Consider the following 19,517-nt stretch of genomic DNA (forward strand, 5'->3'; position numbering starts at 1 on the left):
GCCGCAGTCTCTGACGCCTCTCTCCACAACCTCACCCTGCACACCCTCCCGCCCCGCCCGCGCCCTTAATCCGAGAATAAGTCCCTTATCAGAATGGCGCCGGGGCAGGGGCGGGCATCCGGAATTCTCACCATGCGAAAACGGCGGTGGTGGGGCAGCCTCGGGCGAGGGATGCTGAGGAGGTCGAGAAGACGAAGTCGATCGACCTCACTGAGGAGGAACACGTGAAGGCAGTACGGCTGCACCAGTATGGTCAGAGCCCGCTCGTCGAAGAGGTTGCCGAACCGACGGTGTCGGGCCCGTGGGACGTGATCGTCGATGTGGGCGCTGCCGGCCTCTGCCGCACAGACCTGCACATCATCGAGGGTCAGTGGGATCCGATTCAGCACCCGAGTCTGCCCTACATTCTCGGCCACGAGAACGCCGGCTGGGTGCGCGAGGTGGGCAGCGCGGTTCACAATGTGAAGGTCGGCGACACCGTCATCATGCACCCGCTCACCAGTTGCGGGCTCTGCCCGGCGTGCCGGGTGGGCCAAGACTCGCACTGTGAGAACGCCACCTTCCCGGGCATCAACGTCAACGGCGGCATGGCCGGCCAGTTGCTCACGAACGCCCGTGCGGTGGTGAAGCTCGACGACGGGCTCGAGCCGCGCGACGTGGCTGCGCTCGCCGATGCCGGGCTGACGGCCTACCATGCGGTGCGGAAGGCCGCCGGTGACCTCTTCCCGGGAACCCACGCCGTCGTGATCGGTGCGGGAGGCCTGGGTCACATCGGTATCCAGGCCCTCGCTGCCATCACCAGCGCCACCATAACCGTGGTCGACCGCAGCGAGGAGGCTCTCGAACTGGCTCGCCAGCTCGGCGCGCACCACACCGTTCTGTCGTTCAACGACGACCAGGTCGAGCAGCAGGTGCTCGACATCACGGGCGGGGGAGCGCACGTGGTCTTCGACTTCGTCGGCGAGAAGAGTGCAGAGCTGCTGGCGCCCAAACTGCTCCGCAACCGCGGCTCGCACTACGTCATCGGCTACGGCGGCGCCGTGAACCTGCCGACAATCGACATCATCTCCCGGGAGATCAATGTCATCGGCAATCTGGTGGGCACCTACAACGACCTCGTCGAACTGATGACGCTCACCTCGCAGGGCCGCGTGACGCTGCACACCGCGGTGTATCCGCTCGATGCTGTGAACGACGCCATCGCCGACCTCGAAGCAGGCCGGTTGGTCGGGCGGGGCATCCTCGTTCCCTGACCGGCTCACACCCCACCCCCACCACATCACGCAAAGGAGCTACTGATGGCTTTTCCCGCCAAATATCCGCAACTGAATGCGACCGAGCTGACCGACGAGGCGCGCAGCGTTCTCATCCGGGTCATTCGAGTCGCGTTTCCGCACGACAACTTTCCCGATGGCCCCTACGAGCGCACTGCTGACACGATTCTGAAAGAGGCAGAGACGTCGACCTGGTTTCGGGTGGCGCTCACCCAGGGTCTGCTCACCCTGAGCCACCTGGCCGGGGGTGACTTTCGTGACCTGAATGAAGAAGACGCAACGAAGGTGCTGCGGCGAATCGAATCGACCGAGTTCTTCGGGTTCATCCGGCGCACCACGGTACTGAACCTGTACGACAACGAAGACGTCTGGCAGGTGCTCGGCTACGAGGGCCCGAGCTTCGACAAGGGCGGCTACATCGACCGTGGGTTCGATGATCTCGACTGGCTTCCGGATGCCCGGGTCGAGACCTACACCGGCCCGAACACGTTGATCGAGATCGCCGACAACGTGCCCCTCGCCAAGGGTCGCGCCGCCACGGCCACCGGCCCGGTCACGACGATCCCCACCGCACCGGTCGGAACAGGCAGCCGCGACACCAGCAACCAGCCCGGCAAGCGTGCCGCAGAAATGGCAGAGGTGAAGAAATGACCGCTATCGACCACGCCGAGAACGCCGTTGTGATCGTCGGGTCGGGCGCTGGCGGCGGAACCCTGGCGTACGAGCTCACGAAGAAGGGCATCCCTGTGGTCGTGCTCGAAGCCGGCGGGTACCTGACGAACGACGACTATGTGAACGACGAGTGGGAGGCGTTCAACCAGATGGCGTGGCTCGACCCGCGCACCACGTCGGGTTCGTGGCGGGTGGCCCGCGACTTTCCCAACCTGCCCACCTGGATCGTGAAAGCGGTGGGCGGCACCACGACCCACTGGTCGGGCGCCACCCCGCGGTTCAAAGCGCACGAGTTCGCGGCCCGCAGCACGTACGGCCGCATCGACGGGGCGAACCTGCTCGACTGGCCCCTCACGCTGGCCGAGCTGGAGCCGTACTACGACCTCGCCGAGATCGCGATGGGTTCGACTCACGTGCACGGGCGAAAGCCCCTGCCGGCGAACAACAACTACACCGTGTTCGCGAACGGCGCCGAACGCGTCGGGTACTCGTTCTATTCGACGGGCCCGTACGCGACGAACGCCGAGGAGTACGACGGCCGACCGGCATCGATTCAAGATGGCTTCAATTTCCAGGGCGACAAGAACACGTCGAAGTGGTCGACGCTGGTGCGGGAGATTCCGCGCGCCGAGGCGACCGGCCTGCTCGACCTGCGCCCCAACAGTCACGTCGTGCAGATCACGCACGACGCGTCGGGCCGAGTGGATGCTGTGCTCTACCTCGACGCAGACGGCAACCTGCAACGCCAGGCAGCCGAGCTCGTCGCGGTGGCCGGCAACTCGATCGAGACGCCCCGGTTGCTGCTGCAGTCGGCGTCACCGATGTTTCCCGACGGCCTCGCGAACTCGTCGGGGCAGGTGGGCCGCAACTACATGCGCCACACCACCGGCTCGGTCTACGCGCGGTTCGACAAGCCGGTTCACATGTACCGCGGCGAGACGATGGCCGGGGTGATCGCCGACGAGTCGAAGCACGACCCTGACCGCGGGTTCGCGGGCGGCTACTACCTCGAGACCATCTCGCTCGGCCCGGCGTTTCTGGCGAGCTTCGCAGAGCCCGGGGCGTGGGGCCGGGAGTTCACCGAGATTCTCGACGCGTACGCGAACACCGCCGGACTCTGGGTGGTGGGCGAAGACATGCCGCAGGAGTCGAACCGGGTCACCCTGAACACGAGCGTGACCGACAAGAATGGCCTGCCCGTGCCGAACGTGCACTTCGACGACCATCCGAACGACATCGCGATGCGCACACACGGATACACCCAGGCCGAGCTGCTGTACGACGCGGTGGGCGCGACAGGGTCGCATCGCACTCCGCCGTACCCGTCGACGCACAACCTCGGTACCTCACGCATGAGCGAGAAGCCCCAAGACGGCGTCGTCGACAAGTGGGGGCGGGCGCACGACGTGCCGAACCTGTTCATCAGCGATGGGTCGCAGTTCACCACCGGTGCCGCCGCGAACCCCACGCTCACGATCGTGGCCCTGGCCATCCGGCAGGCCGAGTACATCGCCGACCAACTGAGAACCGGGGGTATCTGAGTTTCGGGCACAACCCCCTTTCTGTACGTGCCCCCTCGGTGCGTAGAGTTTTACAACGAATGGAGAACACAATGAGCACAACGACAAATGCCAACCCGTACGACGCCATCGCCGAGGTTCCGACCTTCACCCTGACGAGCACCGACGTCGCCGACGGCGAAGAGCTGCCCACACCCCAGGTGAGCGGTATCTTCGGTGCCGGCGGCAGCGACACGAGCCCGCAGCTCAGCTGGAGCGGTTTTCCCGAGGGCACGAAGAGCTTCGCGGTCACGGTCTACGACCCGCTCGCCCCGACAGGCGCCGGGTTCTGGCACTGGGCTGTCGTCGACATCCCCGTCGAGACGACCTCTCTCGAAGCAGGCGTCGGCGACGATGCCGGTGCGGGCCTGCCCACCGGAGCATTTCAGCTGAAGAACGACGCGAGCCTCGCCCGCTTCCTCGGTGCGGCACCGCCGGCCGGTCACGGTAAGCACCTGTACCACATTGCGGTGCATGCTCTGGATGTCGCGTCGCTCGGTATCGATGCTGGCGCGACCCCCGCATTCCTCGGCTTCAACATGTCGGGCCACACCCTGGCCCGTGCTGTGATCACGCCCTGGTGGGAGGCGAAGTAGGCTGCACATTCGCGTCAGGCGGCGGCGGGCGCGCCGGGCTTACGGGTCTGACCCGAGCGGTAGTAGCGGCTGACGTGATTCGAGGCGTCGCGCAGGTATCGCTCGAGTTCGCGCTCTCGGACGCGGGAGATCTGCTCGCTGGGGGCGCTGATCGCCACGGCCCCCACCACCATTCCGGCGCCGTTTCGAACACCGACGGCCGCGCAGGTCATGCCGGGCACGAACTCCTCGTGCTCCCACGCCACCCCGAGGTGACCCACCCCGGCCAGATGCTCGTCGAGCTGTGCCCGTGAGGTCATGGTGCGCTCGGTCATCCGAGGCATTCCGTGCACTTCGAGGTACTGGTTCACCTGCTCTGGCGTCATTCCGGCCAGCATGATCTTGCCGAAGGCCGTGGCGTGGGCCGCTTCGTGAAACCCGAAGCCGAGAGGTGTGAGTCGCGGATGCTCGGGGCTGTCGACCACGTACGCCACCACCACATCGGCGCCGCGGTACACCGCGAAGTATCCGGCGGTCTGTGCCGCGTCGTGCAGCCGCCCGATCTCGGCCCGCACCGGATTCGGCACTCCGATCTGGCGGTGCAGTGACACGCCCAGCCGGTCGAGTTTGTACCCCAGCTCGAACCGACGCTGCCCTTTCAGGTGCACGAGATAGTCGCTGCTGACGAGTGCCTGCATGAGGCGGTAGACGGTCGGCAGCGGGTAGCCGAGGGCCAGTGAGACCTCTTTCGCCGTGGCCCCGCCTCGCTCCGCCACAATCTCAAGGATTGAGAGCGTCTTTTCGACCGTCGCCACCCCAGGCTCGCGGGGAATCGCTGATACATCGCTGGTTCGCATGCCCTCAGTCTCGTCGTCGAGTCTCTCCGGTGCAACGCGGATGCCCGGCCTTTCTCACTCCGTGAGAGCGCCTCTGGGCGAACAGGCTACCCCCTCGTCGTCGCTGAACGAAGCGGGGCTGCCGGTGCGCAGAGAGAAGTTCAACGGTATTACCACGGCCCAGGATGTCGACCGTCTCGTTGGAGTCATCAAGGAATCGGGGGCCTACCTCTGCCCTGGCCGTAATCTATCCAGTTCCTGTCCGGGGGATGCCTGTCTGACGTAACCGCGTCGGGGGTACAGTGAGGTGAATGCTTATTCGTTGTGTTGCCTGACTAGCATCCTTCTTTGCAGCCGTAGTTCACTACGCCGCCCAGGGATGGCGATTTTGTGTGCCTTCGAGCGGGGCCCGAGTTTGGGTCCCCGCTCGATTCGACCCACACAAAATCTCTCAACTGGAGTAAGTAATGACTGTTTTTCTCGTAACTGGTGTGACCGGCAACCTTGGTACGGCGGCGCTTCGCAGCCTGCTCGTTCACGTTCGTGTGGCAGATGTGCGGGTGCTGGTGCGCACAGAGCGCGCGGCGGCTGAGTACGCTGCCCGTGGGCTCACAGCGTGTGTTGCGGACTATTCGGATTCTGCTTCCTTGGATCGAGCCTTCGCCGGAGTTGATCGCGCGATCGTGGTCTCTAGCCCCGTACTGGATCCTTCGGTGCGTACCGCGCAGCACCGTCGGGTCGTGGGGGCGGCTGTCGCCGCCGGAGTGCGTCACGTGGTGTACACGAGCGGCATGGGTGCGCGACACGATCCGGGCCATTCCGCAGCCGAAGATGCGCTCACCGAGAGTAGCGTGCACCATGCGATATTGCGGAACGCTCTCTACACAGACCCATTCGTAGACCGTGCGCTCACCCAGGCGCTGGCGAGCGGAGTGATTCAGTCGGCGAGTGCCGGGCAGAGGATAGCTACCGCCGCGATCGGTGACCTGGGGGACGCGGCAGCAACGGCCTCGATCATCATGCCCACGAAACAACTCTGGGAACTTCGCGGTCCCGCGTGGAATTTTGAAGAAATGGCGACAGCCTTGACAGCGTCGCTTCGCCGACAGATTAGCCAGGAAGAGGTCAGCGATGAAGAAACCGGACCGTTCGCCGTACTCTTTCCGCTCGTGCGGCGCGGCGTGTTCGCCTCGGAGAGCGACGGTCTCGCCGAACTCCTCGGCCACGCACCGGCGAGCATCTCAGACGTAGTGCATAGCCTCGTAAGCCAGCTCAACCAAGATCAGCACGAGAATGAGGGGTTCAGCGCACGTAAACGGTGACACGGTCCGGATCGGGTGCGGCGCCGTAGCTGCAACACCTGCACCACACCTCAAGACGGCTTAGCCTCGATGAGGCTCTCGATTCTCGATGAAGTCGATCGAGCGCCTCTCCCGGCGGGTGCGGCAGGAGGCCGGGCTGCCAGAACCTGTGAAATACGAGGGTCACCACTGACTCGTACACAGGGCGCCGTGTCAAGGTGAAGCATTCGCCACCGACCCTCAAGTTTTGCAGGCTACAATCAGGCGCAAACGAGGCGTGCTGCGCGCGATTCAGGCGTGCGATGCCCCCGTTCGAGACCTGCGGGAGTAGTCATGACGAATGCGGTTGGCAACAGTGCTATCGGCGGCGGTGCTATCGGCAACAGATCGAGCGGCCAGACGGGCGAGACCTCGCTCGATGAGTTCGGCCGGCACGCGGCCGCCATTCTCGACAACCTGCAGCGCGTCATCAACGGCAAGCCCGAGATAGCGGCTCTCTCGCTGGTCGTTCTGCTGGCGGAGGGCCATCTGCTGGTCGAAGATGTACCAGGAGTGGGTAAGACCACCCTCGCCAAGGCCCTCGCCCGCTCGGTGGGCTGTTCGGTCAGCCGAATCCAGTTCACCCCCGACCTGCTGCCCTCCGACGTGACGGGCGTGTCGATCTACAATCAGCACAGCCGTGAGTTCGAGTTCAAGCCGGGCGCGGTCTTCGCGAACATCGTCATCGCCGATGAGATCAACCGTGCGTCACCGAAGACTCAGTCGGCCCTGCTCGAGTGCATGGAAGAGCGCCAGGTCTCGATCGACGGCCAGACCTACTTTCTCGACGCTCCCTTCAGCGTGGTCGCCACGCAGAACCCCATCGAGATGGAGGGCACGTACGCCCTCCCCGAGGCCCAGCGCGACCGTTTCATGGTGCGGGTGTCGATGGGCTACCCGGATGCCCGTGCAGAACTCGCCATGCTGCAGAACCGCGAGCAGAAGAGCCCGCTCGACGAGATCGACGCTGTGGTGAGCCGTGACGAACTCAGGGGCATGATCGAGACCGCCCGCACGGTATTCGTCTCTCCTGCCGTGGAGCAGTACGCCGTGAACATCGCCCAGGCCACCAGGCGCGACCCCGAGATCCGTCTCGGTGTGAGCCCCCGGGCCACCCTGCACCTCGTGCGCGCCGCCAAGGTGACGGCAGCACTCGACGGCCGCGAATTCGTTCTTCCCGACGATATCGATGCTCTGGTCATCCCCGTCTTCGCCCACCGGGTACTGCTCACGCGGCGCTCGCTTGCCGACAGCCGCCCAGGCGCTCGCCCCTCGGCGGGGTACGCGGGCGCGGGCCTCGCCGCAACCGCTGGCAGCACCTCCCGACCGGTCGACGAGGTGCTCCGCCGCATCGTGGCGAACACCCCGGTGCCTCTCGTGGCGGCTCGGAAGGGCTGAGCGTGCGAGCCCTGGCGGCCCTCCTCTCGCGGCTGCCGCGCCCCACCGTGCGCGGCTGGGGCTTTCTGGTGACCGGCGCGGCGATGCTTGTCGCGATGGAGGTTCTGCAGCGCCGGGAATTCAGTTTTGTCGGCCTGTTGGTGCTCGCCCTTCCCGTCGTCGCCGCCATCGGGGTATCGCTCTACAGCGCCCCGCTGACCATCGAACGCCGGTTCGATCCCGAACTCGCCCCGGCAGGTTCTGACGTGTCGGTGCGATTGCTCGTGCGCAACTGGGGCAGCCTGTCGAGCCCCGAAGCCGCCTTCTTCGACAGGGTCTCCGGGCCGCTCGAAGCGGCAGGCCGCTCTCGGCTGCCCCGGATGCCCGGCTTTCGCGCCTCGATTCATGACGCCCCCGTGCCGCTCTCACTCGGTTATCGGCTCGAGGCCCGGCACCGGGGCCGTCACGCGGTGGGCCCGTTCGTGCTGCTGCTCTCCGACCCGTTTGCGCTCGTCGTTCGCCGTCTGGCCATCGGAACAACCGACACCCTCACCGTGACACCGTCGACGACCCTCCTGCCGCGGGGCGCCGTGCGCCTGGCCACCGGCGCGGGCGCCGATCAGGTCTCGCGCCAGCTCGGCGGTGCCGGCGAACAAGACGTGATCTCCCGTAAATACCAGACCGGCGACTCCATGCGCCGCGTCAACTGGCCGGCCACCGCACGGTTCGGTGAGCTCATGGTGCGCCAAGACGATCAGCAGAGTGATCAGAACTCGATCGTGCTGCTCGACACGGCCGCGGCGAGCTTCGGGCTCGAGGCCCAGCACGACGGGGCGCCCGGTACCGCGCACACCTTCTCGGCCGAGTTCGAGTGGGCAGTGTCGATGAGCGCGTCGATCGGCCTGCACCTGCTGGCCGAAGGCTTTCACGTTCAGCTCGTCACGTCGGCTGACGCTGTCGTCGACAGTGCCCTCCGCACGCGCGGGTCAGGTGGCTCCGCCCAGCACCCCGGCCCTGTCTCGACGCGCTTCGAACCGAACGGAGGCGAAGAGGCTCTGCTTCTGCATGCCGCCCAGCTTGATCTGATCGACGCGTGGGAGACCGATTTTCGCCTCGCGCTCAGCCGAAGCGACGCCGTCGTGGGCGAGCTGCCCCCCGTCTTCGCCGTGGTCGGGCAGCTCGGTGACGCGTCGGCGCAGGCCCTGGCCTCGGCGGCCCGGTATTCGTCGGGCGCTGTTGCGATCGTGGTCACCGAACCGCTGTCGCCCGGCGTTCCTGCACCGCGGTGGGCAACAGGGCTCTGCGAACTGCTCGAAGCGGGTGGATGGAGCGCGCAGTGCGTCGGCTCCGACGAAGCACCGGCAGCGGCGTGGGGCGCCACCGGCGCAGAACGGTTCGTGCTGTGACCCGGCTCGAGACACCTGCCCGGTCGGGTGGAGCATCACAGCGGGCATCCGGAGCCACCGGGCGAGGCTACGAGAGAGGTGCAGCACCCGGCCGGGGCGAGGCCAGACGAGGCGCCGACCCAGACGAGACGCAGCCGGCCTCCACGCGCGGGCGCCCTGCGCGGCCAGGCCTCGCTCGTGCGGCGCTGTTGTCGGCGCTCGTTTTTCTGCTGCTCGCGCTTCCCGTGGGCGGGCTCGCACCGCTGCTGATGGGCACTGGCTGGTGGTTCACGACCTGCCTGGTCGTTGCCGTTGTGCTGGCGGTTGCTGCGGGCGCACGTCTGCTACCCGTTGCCAGCTGGATACCGTCGCTGGCGGCCCTGGTCGCGTGGGGTGTCAGCATCACCGTTCTGTTTGCTCCGAGTGAGGCGCTGTTCGGCATTCTTCCCACCTTCGACACGCTGCGAACGCTGCGCGACGAACTGCGAGACGCTGGTGCATCGATCGCCTCACAGGGTGTTCCGGCCGAACCTGTCGCCTCGATCGTGTTTCTGCTCGCCCTCACCATCGGCCTCTTGGCGCTGGTCGCTGACGCACTCGTCTTCGCCGTACGGATGCCCGCCCTGGTCGGCCTCGTACCCATCACGGTTCTCGCGGTGCCGTACACGATCCGCCAGCAAGACTTCGACGTGTGGCTGTTCGTGTGGCTCGCGGCCGTGTTTCTCGTGCTCGTGTGGCTCGCCGACCGCTGGGGTGTGGGCCTGCGGCTACGGTCGGCTTCGAGTCTGCGGCCGGGTCGCAACACTGTTCGTGCGCTGGTGTCGGGTGCCGTGGCAATCGCCCTCGCGGTGGTGCTGCCGGCGGTAACACCGGGCCTGACCGCCAATTCGTTTCATTCACTGCCACAGGGCCAGCTGCCCTCGGTGTACTCGAGTGGAGTTGACCCCACCATTCAGCTGAGCCAAGACCTGCGCCGCACGAACCCGGTTCTGTCGATGACCTACACAACCAGTGCGGCCAGCGGGCTCTACCTCAAGCTCGTGAACCTGTCGAACTTCACCAACGGGCCCTGGCAGCCCGAGAACACCGACTCGGCGCACCCGCTCGGCACCGCCTTCGACACACCCGACGGCCTCAACACCGATGTCGCCACGCAGGAGGTCACCACATCGGTGTCGGTCAGCGGGTTGCGCAGTGACTGGTTACCCCTGCCCTACCCCGCCGAGACGGTCACGGGGTTGACCGGCGACTGGGTGCAGTCTCCCGGTAGCCTCACGGTGACGGCTGTCGAGGCGAACGCCGATGGCCAGAACTACACGGTGACGAGCCTCGACGTCGAGCCGTCGGCGGCGCAGCTTGCCGCGTCGTCGGCCGCGGTTCCCGCTGCACTGCAGAGTTACGTGTCGCTGCCCAGAGGCATCGACCCGATCATCCAGAGCACCGCCACCGAGGTCACGGCCGGGGCCGTCTCGAACTACGACAAAGCCGTCGCTCTGCAGAAGTACTTCACCTCGGGGGCGTTCACGTATTCGGTCACGGCACCGGTCGAGGGCAAGTACGACGGTGGCAACTTTCAGGCCGTGGCGAAGTTTCTGTCGGCAAAGAGCGGCTACTGCATCCATTTCGCGTCGGCGATGGCGGTAATGGCACGCAGCCTCGGTATTCCCTCGCGCATCGCGATCGGCTATCACCCCGGTGCTGCGGTGTCGCGCCAAGACAATGGCACGGCCACATTCCAGGTGTTCAGCGATGAGCTGCACGCGTGGCCCGAACTGTGGTTCGAAGGGGTCGGTTGGCTGTCGTTCGAGCCCACCCCCGGGCTCGGTCTCACCCCGCCCGCATATTCGCTTCCGAACTACACGAGTGCGACGCCGGCGACCACGGCGCCGAGTACCGCCCCCAGCAGTGCCACGCCGGTGACACCGAGAACACAGACCCCCACCGACCTTGCCGCCAACCCGGCTCTCACCCCTCAGGCGCAGGCCGCAGAGACCGGGCGGGCCTGGCTGGTGGCCGTGGTGATTGTTATTGTTGTCGGCGGCCTCGCGCTCATCCCTGCGGGTCTTCGTCGGCTGCGTCGCCGTCGTCGGCTGTCGCGCATGGCGGGTTCGGGCAGATCGACCGCGACAATCGGCTGGCGGGAGATCACCGACACGGCCGTCGACTACCGGCTCGATGTTCCGGCCGGTGAGACGGTGCGGGCGTTCGGCGCTCGGTTGGCGGCGCTCGACACTGTGCCGCCCGAGCCGGTGCTGCGACTGGTGCAGGCGGTCGAGCGTGAACGCTTCGCGCCCGGGGGAGCGGCCGAACCAGACCACGCCCAGAGGCAGGCGCTGGCGGGCGATGTGCGGGAGGTCATCCGGGGTCTGCAGAAGAACGCCAGTCGGGCAGACGACCGGTGGGCACTGATCGTGCCGCGCTCGCTGTTCAGCCGGGCCGAGGAGTGAGCTGGCCGCTCAGTTCAGCGCGTCGGCCGCGCGCACGAGTGCAAGGTGCGAGAGCGCCTGCGGAGTGTTGCCCACCTGTCTTTCGCCTTCGACGTCGTACTCCTCAGACAACAGGCCGACATCGTTGCGGAGTGCCAGCAACCGTTTCATCAGCGCTGCGCCGTCTTCGGTACGGCCAGTGCGGGCGTACTGTTCGACCAGCCAGAACGAGCAGGCAAGAAATGGATGCTCGCCGGCTGGCATGCCATCGACGCCGCTCTCGGTGCGATACCGCATGACCAGCCCGTCGCGCAGCAGCGTCTTCTCGAGTTGGGACACCGTGCCCAGCATTCGGGGGGCATCGGGTTCGCAGTAGCCCACCTGGGCCAGCTGCAGCAGTGATGCGTCGACCTCAGAGCCGCCGAACACTTGGGTGTACGTGCCCAGTTCGGTATTGAAACCCTTCTCCTCGATCTCGGCTCGCACTTCATCGCGGATGCGCCGCCAGGTGGCGACCGGGCCGCGCAGCCCGAACTGTTCGATGGCTTTCACACCGCGGTCGAACGCCGCCCACACCATGACACGCGAGTGGGTGAAGTACTGGGCGGGCCCTCTGATCTCCCAGATTCCTGAGTCGGGGCGCTTCAGGTTCTCTTCGAGAAAGCCGAGCAGAGCGCGTTCGAGCGCCCACGCATCCTGGCTCTGCTCCACGCCGCCCTCGCGAGCCTCGTGCAGGCCCACCATGACCTCGCCGATGACATCGGCCTGATACTGGTCGACCGCACCGTTGCCCACCCGCACGGGAGACGCGCCCTGGTAGCCGGGCAGTGAGTCGAGCTCGCGCTCGGGCAACCAGCGTTCGCCCTCGATGCCGTACATGATCTGCAGGTCGTTCGGGTCGCCCGCGATGGCCCTCAGCAGCCAGCTGCGCCAGTCGTTCGCTTCGGTGACGAAGCCGTGCTTGACCAGCACCGAGAGCGTGAGCGACGCGTCGCGCAGCCACACGTAGCGGTAGTCCCAGTTGCGCTGGCCGCCGAATGACTCGGGCAATGACGTTGTCGCCGCTGCCACAATGCCGCCGGTGTCTTCGTGGGTGAGGGCGCGCAGAACCAGCAGCGACCGCACCACTGCGGCCTTGTACGGGCCCTCGTGGGTGCTGTTCGAGCTCCAGTTCTCCCACCACTCGCACGTGTCGGCCAGTGCCTTGTCGACGTCGATCAGCGCGGGGGCCGGGCGGTGCGCCGGGTACCAGGTCATCACCGTGTCGACCGTTTCACCGGCGCCGACGGTGAAGTCGCGCCCGTGCGAGTGGGTCTTGCCCTTCGAATGCAGCTCCGGCCCTCGAAAGACCAGTGCGTCGGGGCCGGCCACAGCGAGCAGCGAGACCCGCCCGTCGTCACCCCGCACCTGGCGCACCCAGGGCAGTGCGCTCGAGTACGCGAACCGAATGCGCAGGTCGGTGGTCATGTTGACGTGCCCAGAGACCCCGTGAACGCGGCGCACGAGGTCGGCATGGCGGTCGCCGTGCGGCATGAAGTCGGTGACCTCCACGACGCCGGTCGCCGTGCTCCAGACAGTGCGCAGAACGAAGGTGTTGCCCACGTATTCGCGGCGGGCGTGAGCGTTCGGGTCGGCGGGGGCGATCATCCAGCGCCCGTTGCCCTCGTCGCCGAGGAGTGCGCCGAATGTCGAGGGGGAGTCGTAGCGCGGCAGGCACAACCAGTCGATGCTGCCGTCGATGCCCACCAGGGCGGCGGTGTGGCAGTCGCTGATGAGCGCGTAGTTCTCGATGGGAAGGGCCATTTCCCTATCTTGCCCGACTGGGCGCGGGGTTGCAGCGCGGGCGCGGTTGCCAGCGCACGTTCGGGGCCAAAGACTTAGGGTTGAGAGGTGAGTATCGAAAGCCTGGTCAGCGACGACCTGCTGCAGGGCATCCGGTCTCGTGCCGCCGGCTACGACGCCGACAACAGTTTCTTCACCGAAGACCTCGCCGAACTGGCCGAGGCCGGCTATCTCCGGATGCTCGTTCCGGCAGAGTTCGGCGGCCCGGGGTTGGGGCTGGCCAGTGTCGCCCGTGAGCAGACCCGTCTCGCCACCGCTGCGCCGGCCACCGCGCTCGCTGTGAACATGCATCTGGTCTGGACAGGGGTTGCCCGGTTGCTGCACGACAGGGGCGATCATTCGCTCGACTTCGTTCTACGCGAGGCTGCCGAGGGTGAGGTGTTCGCTTTCGGCAACAGCGAGGCCGGCAACGACCAGGTGCTGTTCGACTCGACCACTCGGGCTGAACCGCAACCCGGCGGCGCGTACCGGTTCTTCGGGCAGAAGATCTTCACGTCGCTGTCACCGGCGTGGACGAGGCTCGGCATTTTCGGGCGTGACGACTCGGAGCCGGGCTCGCCCGTGCTGGTGCACGGTTTTCTTGCACGGGAGGCCACCGGCTACCGAATCCTCGACGACTGGAACACCCTCGGAATGCGGGCGACGCAGAGCAGAACGACCGTACTCGAGGGTGCCGAGGTGGCCGCAGACCGTATCGTGAGGCGACTGCCGGTGGGGCCGAACGGTGACCCGTTCATCTTCGCCATCTTCGCGAACTTCGAGATTCTCATCGCCGCTGTCTACGCCGGAATCGGAGAGCGGGCTCTCGAGCTCGCGGTGCAGGCGGCGCATCGCCGCACGTCGATGAAGAACGATGGGCGAACGTATGCGGCCGACCCCGACATTCGCTGGAAGGTCGCCGAGGCAGCCATCGCCCAAGACGGGCTGTATCCGCAGGTCGAGGCGCTCGCGCGCGACGTCGATTCGGGCGCGGATCACGGGGCCGAGTGGTTTCCCCGGCTCGTGGGGCTCAAGGTGCGCGCGACCGAGAACGCGCGATTCGTGGTCGATCAGGCGCTGAGGGTTGCCGGTGGCTCGTCGATGAGCGCCACGAGCGAGCTCGGGCGGCTCTACCGCGACGTGCTGGCCGGAATGTTTCATCCCTCCGACGGCGAATCAGCGCATTCGACCGTTGCCAATGCCTGGTTGGGGCCCCTCTCATGACGTCTGTCGCACTGATCATCCCATTCGGTGGGCGCACGCCGCTCGTAGCCGAGACCGCATGGCTGGCGCCGACAGCCACCGTGATCGGCGATGTCTCTGTGGGGGCCGAGGCGAGCGTGTTCTACGGGGCGGTGGTGCGCGCCGACTCCTCAGCCATCACCCTGGGTGCCCGCAGCAACCTTCAAGACACTGTTGTGGTGCATGGCGACCCCGGTTTTCCGGCCCGGATCGGCTCCGGCGTGAGTGTGGGCCACGGTGCGGTCCTGCACGGCTGCACGATTGAAGACGACTGTCTGATCGGCATGAACGCCACGGTGCTGAACGGCGCCGTGATCGGTGCCGAGTCATTGGTGGCGGCGGGTGCGCTCATCCTCGAGGGCACCGTGATTCCGGCCGGTTCGCTGGTTGCCGGCGTACCGGGCAAGGTGCGCCGTGAGCTGACGGCTCCCGAGCGGGCTGCCGTGCGGGAGAACGCTGCGACGTACGTGCGGCTGTCGGCCGAGCATCGGGTCGCGGCAGGCGGCTGAGGTGACGCGAGGTGGGTTCACGCGAAGTGGGGTCTCTCGGCTCGGAGCCGCGCGGGGTGGGGTGAACGCGGTTGCGGGCGCGATTGCCGTTTCGATCCTGTTGTCGGGGTGCAGTGGTGCGTCGGTCGCGGCTGAAGGGTCGTCGCCGGCACCTTCCACAGGCACCGCCGAGGGTGAGACCCCCGCTCTCACCGCAACGCCCTCAGCCAGCCCCGTGCCCGCCGTTCCTGCCGTGCCGCGCGTTCCTGCCGTGCCACCTGTGCCCGGCGCGACCGACCTCGACGACGTATATGCCCGAACGCGCATGCATTCGATGAGCCTCGTCGACAAGGTCTCACTCCTGTTCATGGTGCAGGTCGCGGGCACCGACCCGGCGCCCATGCAGGCCTACCTCGCGGCGAATCGGCCCGGCGGCTTCCTTCTGCTCGGCAGCAATGTTCCCGCCACCGCCGACGCGCTCGCCGCCCAGCTCTCCGGCGTCGGCACCGCGACCGGGCTCAGCCCCCTCATCTCCATCGACGAAGAAGGCGGCGATGTCGCCCGACTCGGTCAAGACACCTTTCCCGGTGCCGACCAGCTGAAGTCGATGCCCGTTCAAGCCACCACTGACGCCTTCACGCAGCGCGCCGCCCTTCTCACCGCGGCGGGCGTCTCGGTCAACTTCGGAACCGTCGCCGACGTCACAGCCAACCCCTCGTCGTTCATCTTCGACCGAGTTCTGGGCACCGATCCCGCCGCCGCGAGTGAGCGGGTGGCGGCATCCGTCGCGGCCGAGAATGACTCCGTCTTCAGCACCCTGAAACACTTTCCCGGGCACGGCGAGACCACGGGTGACTCGCATACGAGCATCCCGAGCACCGAAGTGACCCTCGACCGCTGGCAGATTCAGGATGCCCCACCCTTCGTGGCCGGGATCTCAGCCGGCGCCGGGCTCGTGATGTTCGGGCACCTCTCCTACAGTTCTGTCGACACGGCGCCGGCCTCGTTGTCGTTGCGCTGGCACCAGATTCTGCGCGACGATCTGCATTTCACGGGCGTGGCTGTGACCGACGACATGCTCATGCTGCAGGATTCGGGGCTGCCGCAGTTCGCTGATCCGTCGGCGAACGCCGTGGCGGCGGTGGCCGCGGGCAACGACCTCCTGCTGTACGACAGCGCAATCGATATGGCACCACCGGTTGCCGCAATTGTTGCCGCGGTGCAGGCTGGAACCATCAGCGAACAGCAGATCGACGCGTCGGCGACACGGGTGTTGCAGTTGCAGCGGGTGGCGTGGCTCCGAACGCATCCCGCGCCGTGAAGTCTTCGGTCGGGGTGGCGGTCGCGGTGGTTGTGGCGGTCGGGGCTCCGGATGCGCGAGACGAGAGAACGGGTGGTGCCTGATGTGCGGTCGGTTTGCGATGAACAAAGAAACCGATGATCTCATTCTCGAGTTCGTCGCGCGCGGGGGAGACCCGCAGCAGTGGCGGCCGAGCTACAGCGTGGCTCCGACCGACTCTGCCCCGATCATCCGCGAGCGAATGCATACGTCAGAGAATGAGACGGATTCGGATTCGGGTGCGGATGAAGGTGCAGATGCGGCGCAGGGCTCTGGGGCCGAGGCGATTCGTGAACTGGAGCTCGCGGCGTGGGGGCTGAAGCCGGCCTGGGCGAAACCCGGTGGGCCAGCGCCGATAAACGCTCGGTTGGAGTCAGTGGCGACGAATGGAATGTTCCGGTCGGCGTTCGCATCGCATCGGTGCATCGTTCCGATGACCGGATACTACGAATGGCAACAGCAGGCCGACGGAAAACAGCCGTACTTCATCCATGCCGACACTGACCTGCTCGCGGCGGCCGGGCTCTACAGCGCGCGCCGCGTGAACGACGAGTGGAAGGTCACGTTCACGATCATCACCCGCGAGGCGAGAGACGCATCGGGCGACGTGCACGAGCGCATGCCGGTCTTTCTGACGCCTGACCTCTGGGATCGGTGGCTCGACCCCACTCCCATCGCAGCGAAGGATGCCGCACTCGCGGCACTCGACCGCTCGAGTCTCGCGGTGGCGCGCTCGATCACGACGTACCCGGTCGCCCGCGCTGTGAACAACTCGCGCACGCTCGACCCGGCTGATCCGACGCTCATCGCCCCGGTGTCGTTACCCCTCTGACGAGTCAGTAGCGGTGCGATCGCTTCGCCGGGTCGGCCACGCCAGGCCCAGCACGCGCCAGTTCTGGCTCAGAGCCGGCCGGCCGCGACGGTTTCGAGAACCGGCAACGCTCTGGCGAGGCTTGCCAGGTCGGCATCAGACTGCTCGGCCAGCATGGTGAGCACCCGGGCGGTGCGCGACGATCGAGCCTGGGCCACCGCGCCGACACCAGCCGGCGTCGCACGGAGGAGAAACGAACGGCCATCGAGGGGGTCGGCGGTTCGCTCGATGAGCCCGCGGTTCTCGAGGTCGGCCACGATGCGCGTCATCGTGGGAGCCGCGACATTCTCGAGGCGTGCCAGGTCGCTCGGCCGCAGAGGGCCCGCGGTCTTCACACTCGACAGCGCTGAGAGTACGCCGTGGCTCAGCTCGTCTCCGACGGGTCGGATGCGCCGGCTGAGCCGGCTGATCACCAGGGTGAGCCGTTCGGCGACATCGTCGCGGTTCACGTCGGGCATGAGCATGGATTCGGGCGAACCGACGGCAGGCGTGCTGGCGGGTACGGTCTCGCCCTGGGCCCTCACGGCTGCCGTTCGGTCGATCGTTTCATCGGCAGATTCGGGCATTTTATGACCCTACACTGCCGAGGCCGATGCGGCGGCCGGCGTCGGCGCGACAACGGAGTCGTCGTGCACGTACTTGCTGCCGCGCGTGATCGACATGACCGCCGCGACCACCGACATGGCTGCCGCCACCACGAAGACAAGCACGAGCCCGTCGTGGAACGGCCCCGAGAGCAGCTCGGGAAAGAACTGTTGCCCGGTGAGCACGGCCGAACTGTTGCCCGGCAGCGAGCCGAGAACGCTCGGCCCCAGCAGGCTCTGGATGGGGTTGTACCCCAGAAAGGCGGCGAACAGGCTGCCCACCGGAGGTGTCTGGCCGATCTGCGCTGCGATGTTCGCGGGCACCCCGTTGTTCGCGAGCCCAGCGGTGAGTGCGCCGGGTAACGAACCCGAGAGCCCCACGATCATCAGCGAGAAGAACACCCCGATCGAGAGTGAGCTGCCGGCGTTGAGCGCTGCCCCGGCCATCCCGGAGGCCGAACCGCGCTGATTCGCCGGAACACTGTTCATGATGGCCGTGCGGTTGGGTGAACTGAACAGCCCCGAGCCGATACCACTCAGCCCGGTGATGAGAGCGAACTCCCAGTAGTCGAAGTTGACCGGAATAACCAGCAGGGCCAGAAAAGTGGCCGCGTTCAACAGCAGCCCGACCGTGGCGAAGGCGCGAGCGCCGAACCGGTCGCTGAGCGCGCCCGAGAGAGGGCCGGCGATGAGGAACCCGATGGTGATGGGCAGGAGATAGATGCCGGCCCACAGCGGTGTGTCTTCATACGAGTAGCCGTGCAGCGGTAACCAGATTCCCTGCAGCCAGATGATGAGCATGAACTGCAGGCCACCGCGCCCGATGGCCGCAAGGAGGCCAGCGAAGATTCCGCTTGAGAACGCCCGGATTGTGAAGAGGTGCATGTTGAACATGGGGTTGGCCACCCGCAGCTCGATGACCACGAAGACCACCAACAGCGCGAGGCCGCCGATGATGGCTGCGAGAACCCACGGGTTCAGCCACCCCATGCTCGCGCCGCCATAGGGCTGGATTCCGTAGGTGATGCCGGCGAGCACCGCTGTCAGCCCCAGTGCGAACGTGATGTTTCCGGGCCAGTCGATTGTGCTCTTCGTGCTGGTTCCGACCTCATGCAATGACTTGTACGACCAGATGGTGCCGATGATGCCGATGGGCACGCTCACGAAGAACACGGCACGCCAGTCGACCACGGCCAGCAGGCCACCCACGATGAGGCCGATGAAGCTGCCCGCGATGGCGGCGACCTGGTTGATACCGAGGGCAAAGCCGCGCTTGTTGACAGGAAAGGCGTCGGTGAGAATGGCCGTCGAGTTCGCGAACAGCATGGCGCCGCCGACCCCCTGCACGAGCCGCCAGATGATCAGCCACATCGCGCCGGCTCCGCCCGCGAACGGGTCGAGCGCCAGCGCGATCGAGCCCACCGTGAAGACGATGAACCCGATGTTGTAGATGCGAACCCGGCCGAAGATGTCGCCGAGGCGCCCGAATGTGACGACGAACACGGCGGTTACAAGCATGTAGCCCATCAGAATCCAGAGCAGGTAGCTCACGTTGCCGGGCTCAAGCGGGTTGAGCCCGATGCCTTTGAAGATGGCCGGCAGCGAGATGATCACGATGGAGGAGTTGATGGTGGCCATGAGCACGCCGAGCGTAGTGTTGCTGAGCGCGATCCACCGGTAGCGCGGGTGGTCGCGGGTGAACAAGCCGGTTCGAGTGGCCACGGTGAT

The 19,517-nt window shown here is 66.5% G+C and carries 16 protein-coding genes; 12 read left to right on the forward strand and 4 right to left on the reverse strand.

The features are described 5' to 3' along the window. Positions 1-224: 224 nt before the first annotated feature. The 4 genes from QN358_RS09780 to QN358_RS09795 all read left to right on the forward strand — a co-directional run bounded on the left by QN358_RS09780 (position 225) and on the right by QN358_RS09795 (position 4,101). Positions 225-1,253, forward strand: coding sequence for an NAD(P)-dependent alcohol dehydrogenase (locus QN358_RS09780; protein WP_136642143.1), 1,029 nt, complete (start codon positions 225-227; stop codon positions 1,251-1,253). A gap of 45 nt (positions 1,254-1,298) precedes the next feature. Next, on the forward strand, positions 1,299-1,925 hold the full coding sequence (locus tag QN358_RS09785; RefSeq protein WP_136642144.1) for a hypothetical protein: 627 nt from the start codon (positions 1,299-1,301) through the stop codon (positions 1,923-1,925). Beyond that, positions 1,922-3,487 (forward strand): GMC family oxidoreductase, encoded by a 1,566-nt coding sequence (locus QN358_RS09790; RefSeq protein WP_136642145.1) that lies wholly within the window; start codon positions 1,922-1,924, stop codon positions 3,485-3,487. The genes QN358_RS09785 and QN358_RS09790 overlap by 4 nt, the downstream gene beginning before the upstream one ends. A gap of 71 nt (positions 3,488-3,558) precedes the next feature. Then, a complete protein-coding gene (locus QN358_RS09795; RefSeq protein WP_136642146.1) occupies positions 3,559-4,101 on the forward strand; it encodes a YbhB/YbcL family Raf kinase inhibitor-like protein in 543 nt (180 codons plus the stop codon). A gap of 14 nt (positions 4,102-4,115) precedes the next feature. Here the strand turns inward: QN358_RS09795 and QN358_RS09800 are convergent, their stop codons facing one another. After that, a complete protein-coding gene (locus QN358_RS09800; protein WP_136642147.1) occupies positions 4,116-4,937 on the reverse strand; it encodes an IclR family transcriptional regulator in 822 nt (273 codons plus the stop codon). A 446-nt stretch (positions 4,938-5,383) separates the two neighbouring features. Between QN358_RS09800 and QN358_RS09805 the strand changes: the two genes are divergently transcribed. The 4 genes from QN358_RS09805 (at position 5,384) to QN358_RS09820 (ending at position 11,465) form a co-directional block, all read left to right on the forward strand. Further along, the gene (locus QN358_RS09805; protein ID WP_136642148.1) at positions 5,384-6,238 is read left to right on the forward strand and encodes an NAD(P)H-binding protein; all 855 of its coding nucleotides are present in this window, start codon (positions 5,384-5,386) and stop codon (positions 6,236-6,238) included. A 312-nt stretch (positions 6,239-6,550) separates the two neighbouring features. Continuing rightward, positions 6,551-7,654 (forward strand): AAA family ATPase, encoded by a 1,104-nt coding sequence (locus QN358_RS09810; RefSeq protein WP_323512228.1) that lies wholly within the window; start codon positions 6,551-6,553, stop codon positions 7,652-7,654. A gap of 2 nt (positions 7,655-7,656) precedes the next feature. Next, on the forward strand, positions 7,657-9,039 hold the full coding sequence (locus tag QN358_RS09815; protein ID WP_323512229.1) for a DUF58 domain-containing protein: 1,383 nt from the start codon (positions 7,657-7,659) through the stop codon (positions 9,037-9,039). Next, positions 9,036-11,465 carry a DUF3488 and transglutaminase-like domain-containing protein gene (locus QN358_RS09820; protein WP_323512230.1) on the forward strand — a complete coding sequence of 810 codons (2,430 nt, stop codon included), beginning with the start codon at positions 9,036-9,038 and terminating at the stop codon, positions 11,463-11,465. The genes QN358_RS09815 and QN358_RS09820 overlap by 4 nt, the downstream gene beginning before the upstream one ends. A 9-nt stretch (positions 11,466-11,474) precedes the next feature. Here the strand turns inward: QN358_RS09820 and QN358_RS09825 are convergent, their stop codons facing one another. Then, positions 11,475-13,247: a glycoside hydrolase family 15 protein gene (locus tag QN358_RS09825; RefSeq protein WP_323512231.1), complete on the reverse strand. Its 1,773-nt coding sequence runs from the start codon at positions 13,245-13,247 to the stop codon at positions 11,475-11,477. 87 nt (positions 13,248-13,334) lie between these two features. On the opposite strand from QN358_RS09825, the gene QN358_RS09830 reads away from it, so the two are divergent. The 4 genes from QN358_RS09830 to QN358_RS09845 all read left to right on the forward strand — a co-directional run bounded on the left by QN358_RS09830 (position 13,335) and on the right by QN358_RS09845 (position 17,166). After that, positions 13,335-14,489: an acyl-CoA dehydrogenase family protein gene (locus QN358_RS09830; protein ID WP_323512232.1), complete on the forward strand. Its 1,155-nt coding sequence runs from the start codon at positions 13,335-13,337 to the stop codon at positions 14,487-14,489. Then, complete coding sequence (locus tag QN358_RS09835) at positions 14,486-15,016, forward strand: gamma carbonic anhydrase family protein (RefSeq protein WP_136642154.1); 531 nt, start codon at positions 14,486-14,488, stop codon at positions 15,014-15,016. The genes QN358_RS09830 and QN358_RS09835 overlap by 4 nt, the downstream gene beginning before the upstream one ends. A 1-nt stretch (position 15,017) precedes the next feature. Further along, complete coding sequence (locus tag QN358_RS09840) at positions 15,018-16,316, forward strand: glycoside hydrolase family 3 N-terminal domain-containing protein (RefSeq protein WP_323512233.1); 1,299 nt, start codon at positions 15,018-15,020, stop codon at positions 16,314-16,316. Between the two features lie 82 nt (positions 16,317-16,398). Next, complete coding sequence (locus QN358_RS09845; RefSeq protein WP_323512234.1) at positions 16,399-17,166, forward strand: SOS response-associated peptidase; 768 nt, start codon at positions 16,399-16,401, stop codon at positions 17,164-17,166. Between the two features lie 68 nt (positions 17,167-17,234). On the opposite strand, the gene QN358_RS09850 is transcribed toward QN358_RS09845, so the two are convergent. Both QN358_RS09850 and QN358_RS09855 read right to left on the reverse strand, forming a co-directional pair. After that, positions 17,235-17,771, reverse strand: a complete 537-nt coding sequence (locus QN358_RS09850) for a MarR family winged helix-turn-helix transcriptional regulator (RefSeq protein WP_323512235.1) — start codon at positions 17,769-17,771, stop codon at positions 17,235-17,237. A 9-nt stretch (positions 17,772-17,780) separates the two neighbouring features. After that, positions 17,781-19,511, reverse strand: a complete 1,731-nt coding sequence (locus QN358_RS09855) for an MFS transporter (RefSeq protein ID WP_237280359.1) — start codon at positions 19,509-19,511, stop codon at positions 17,781-17,783. Positions 19,512-19,517 lie beyond the last annotated feature (6 nt).

Source organism: Subtercola sp. RTI3 (assembly GCF_035018625.1).
Lineage (GTDB): Bacteria > Actinomycetota > Actinomycetes > Actinomycetales > Microbacteriaceae > Subtercola > Subtercola vilae.

Coding starts and splice junctions, on each gene's coding strand:
- QN358_RS09795 (WP_136642146.1), top strand. CDS start 3,559: ATGAGCACAACGACAAATGCCAACCCGTACGACGCCATCGCCGAGGTT.
- QN358_RS09810 (WP_323512228.1), top strand. CDS start 6,551: ATGACGAATGCGGTTGGCAACAGTGCTATCGGCGGCGGTGCTATCGGC.
- QN358_RS09845 (WP_323512234.1), top strand. CDS start 16,399: ATGTGCGGTCGGTTTGCGATGAACAAAGAAACCGATGATCTCATTCTC.
- QN358_RS09785 (WP_136642144.1), top strand. CDS start 1,299: ATGGCTTTTCCCGCCAAATATCCGCAACTGAATGCGACCGAGCTGACC.
- QN358_RS09825 (WP_323512231.1), bottom strand. CDS start 13,247: ATGGCCCTTCCCATCGAGAACTACGCGCTCATCAGCGACTGCCACACC.
- QN358_RS09790 (WP_136642145.1), top strand. CDS start 1,922: ATGACCGCTATCGACCACGCCGAGAACGCCGTTGTGATCGTCGGGTCG.
- QN358_RS09850 (WP_323512235.1), bottom strand. CDS start 17,771: ATGCCCGAATCTGCCGATGAAACGATCGACCGAACGGCAGCCGTGAGG.
- QN358_RS09805 (WP_136642148.1), top strand. CDS start 5,384: ATGACTGTTTTTCTCGTAACTGGTGTGACCGGCAACCTTGGTACGGCG.
- QN358_RS09800 (WP_136642147.1), bottom strand. CDS start 4,937: ATGCGAACCAGCGATGTATCAGCGATTCCCCGCGAGCCTGGGGTGGCG.
- QN358_RS09835 (WP_136642154.1), top strand. CDS start 14,486: ATGACGTCTGTCGCACTGATCATCCCATTCGGTGGGCGCACGCCGCTC.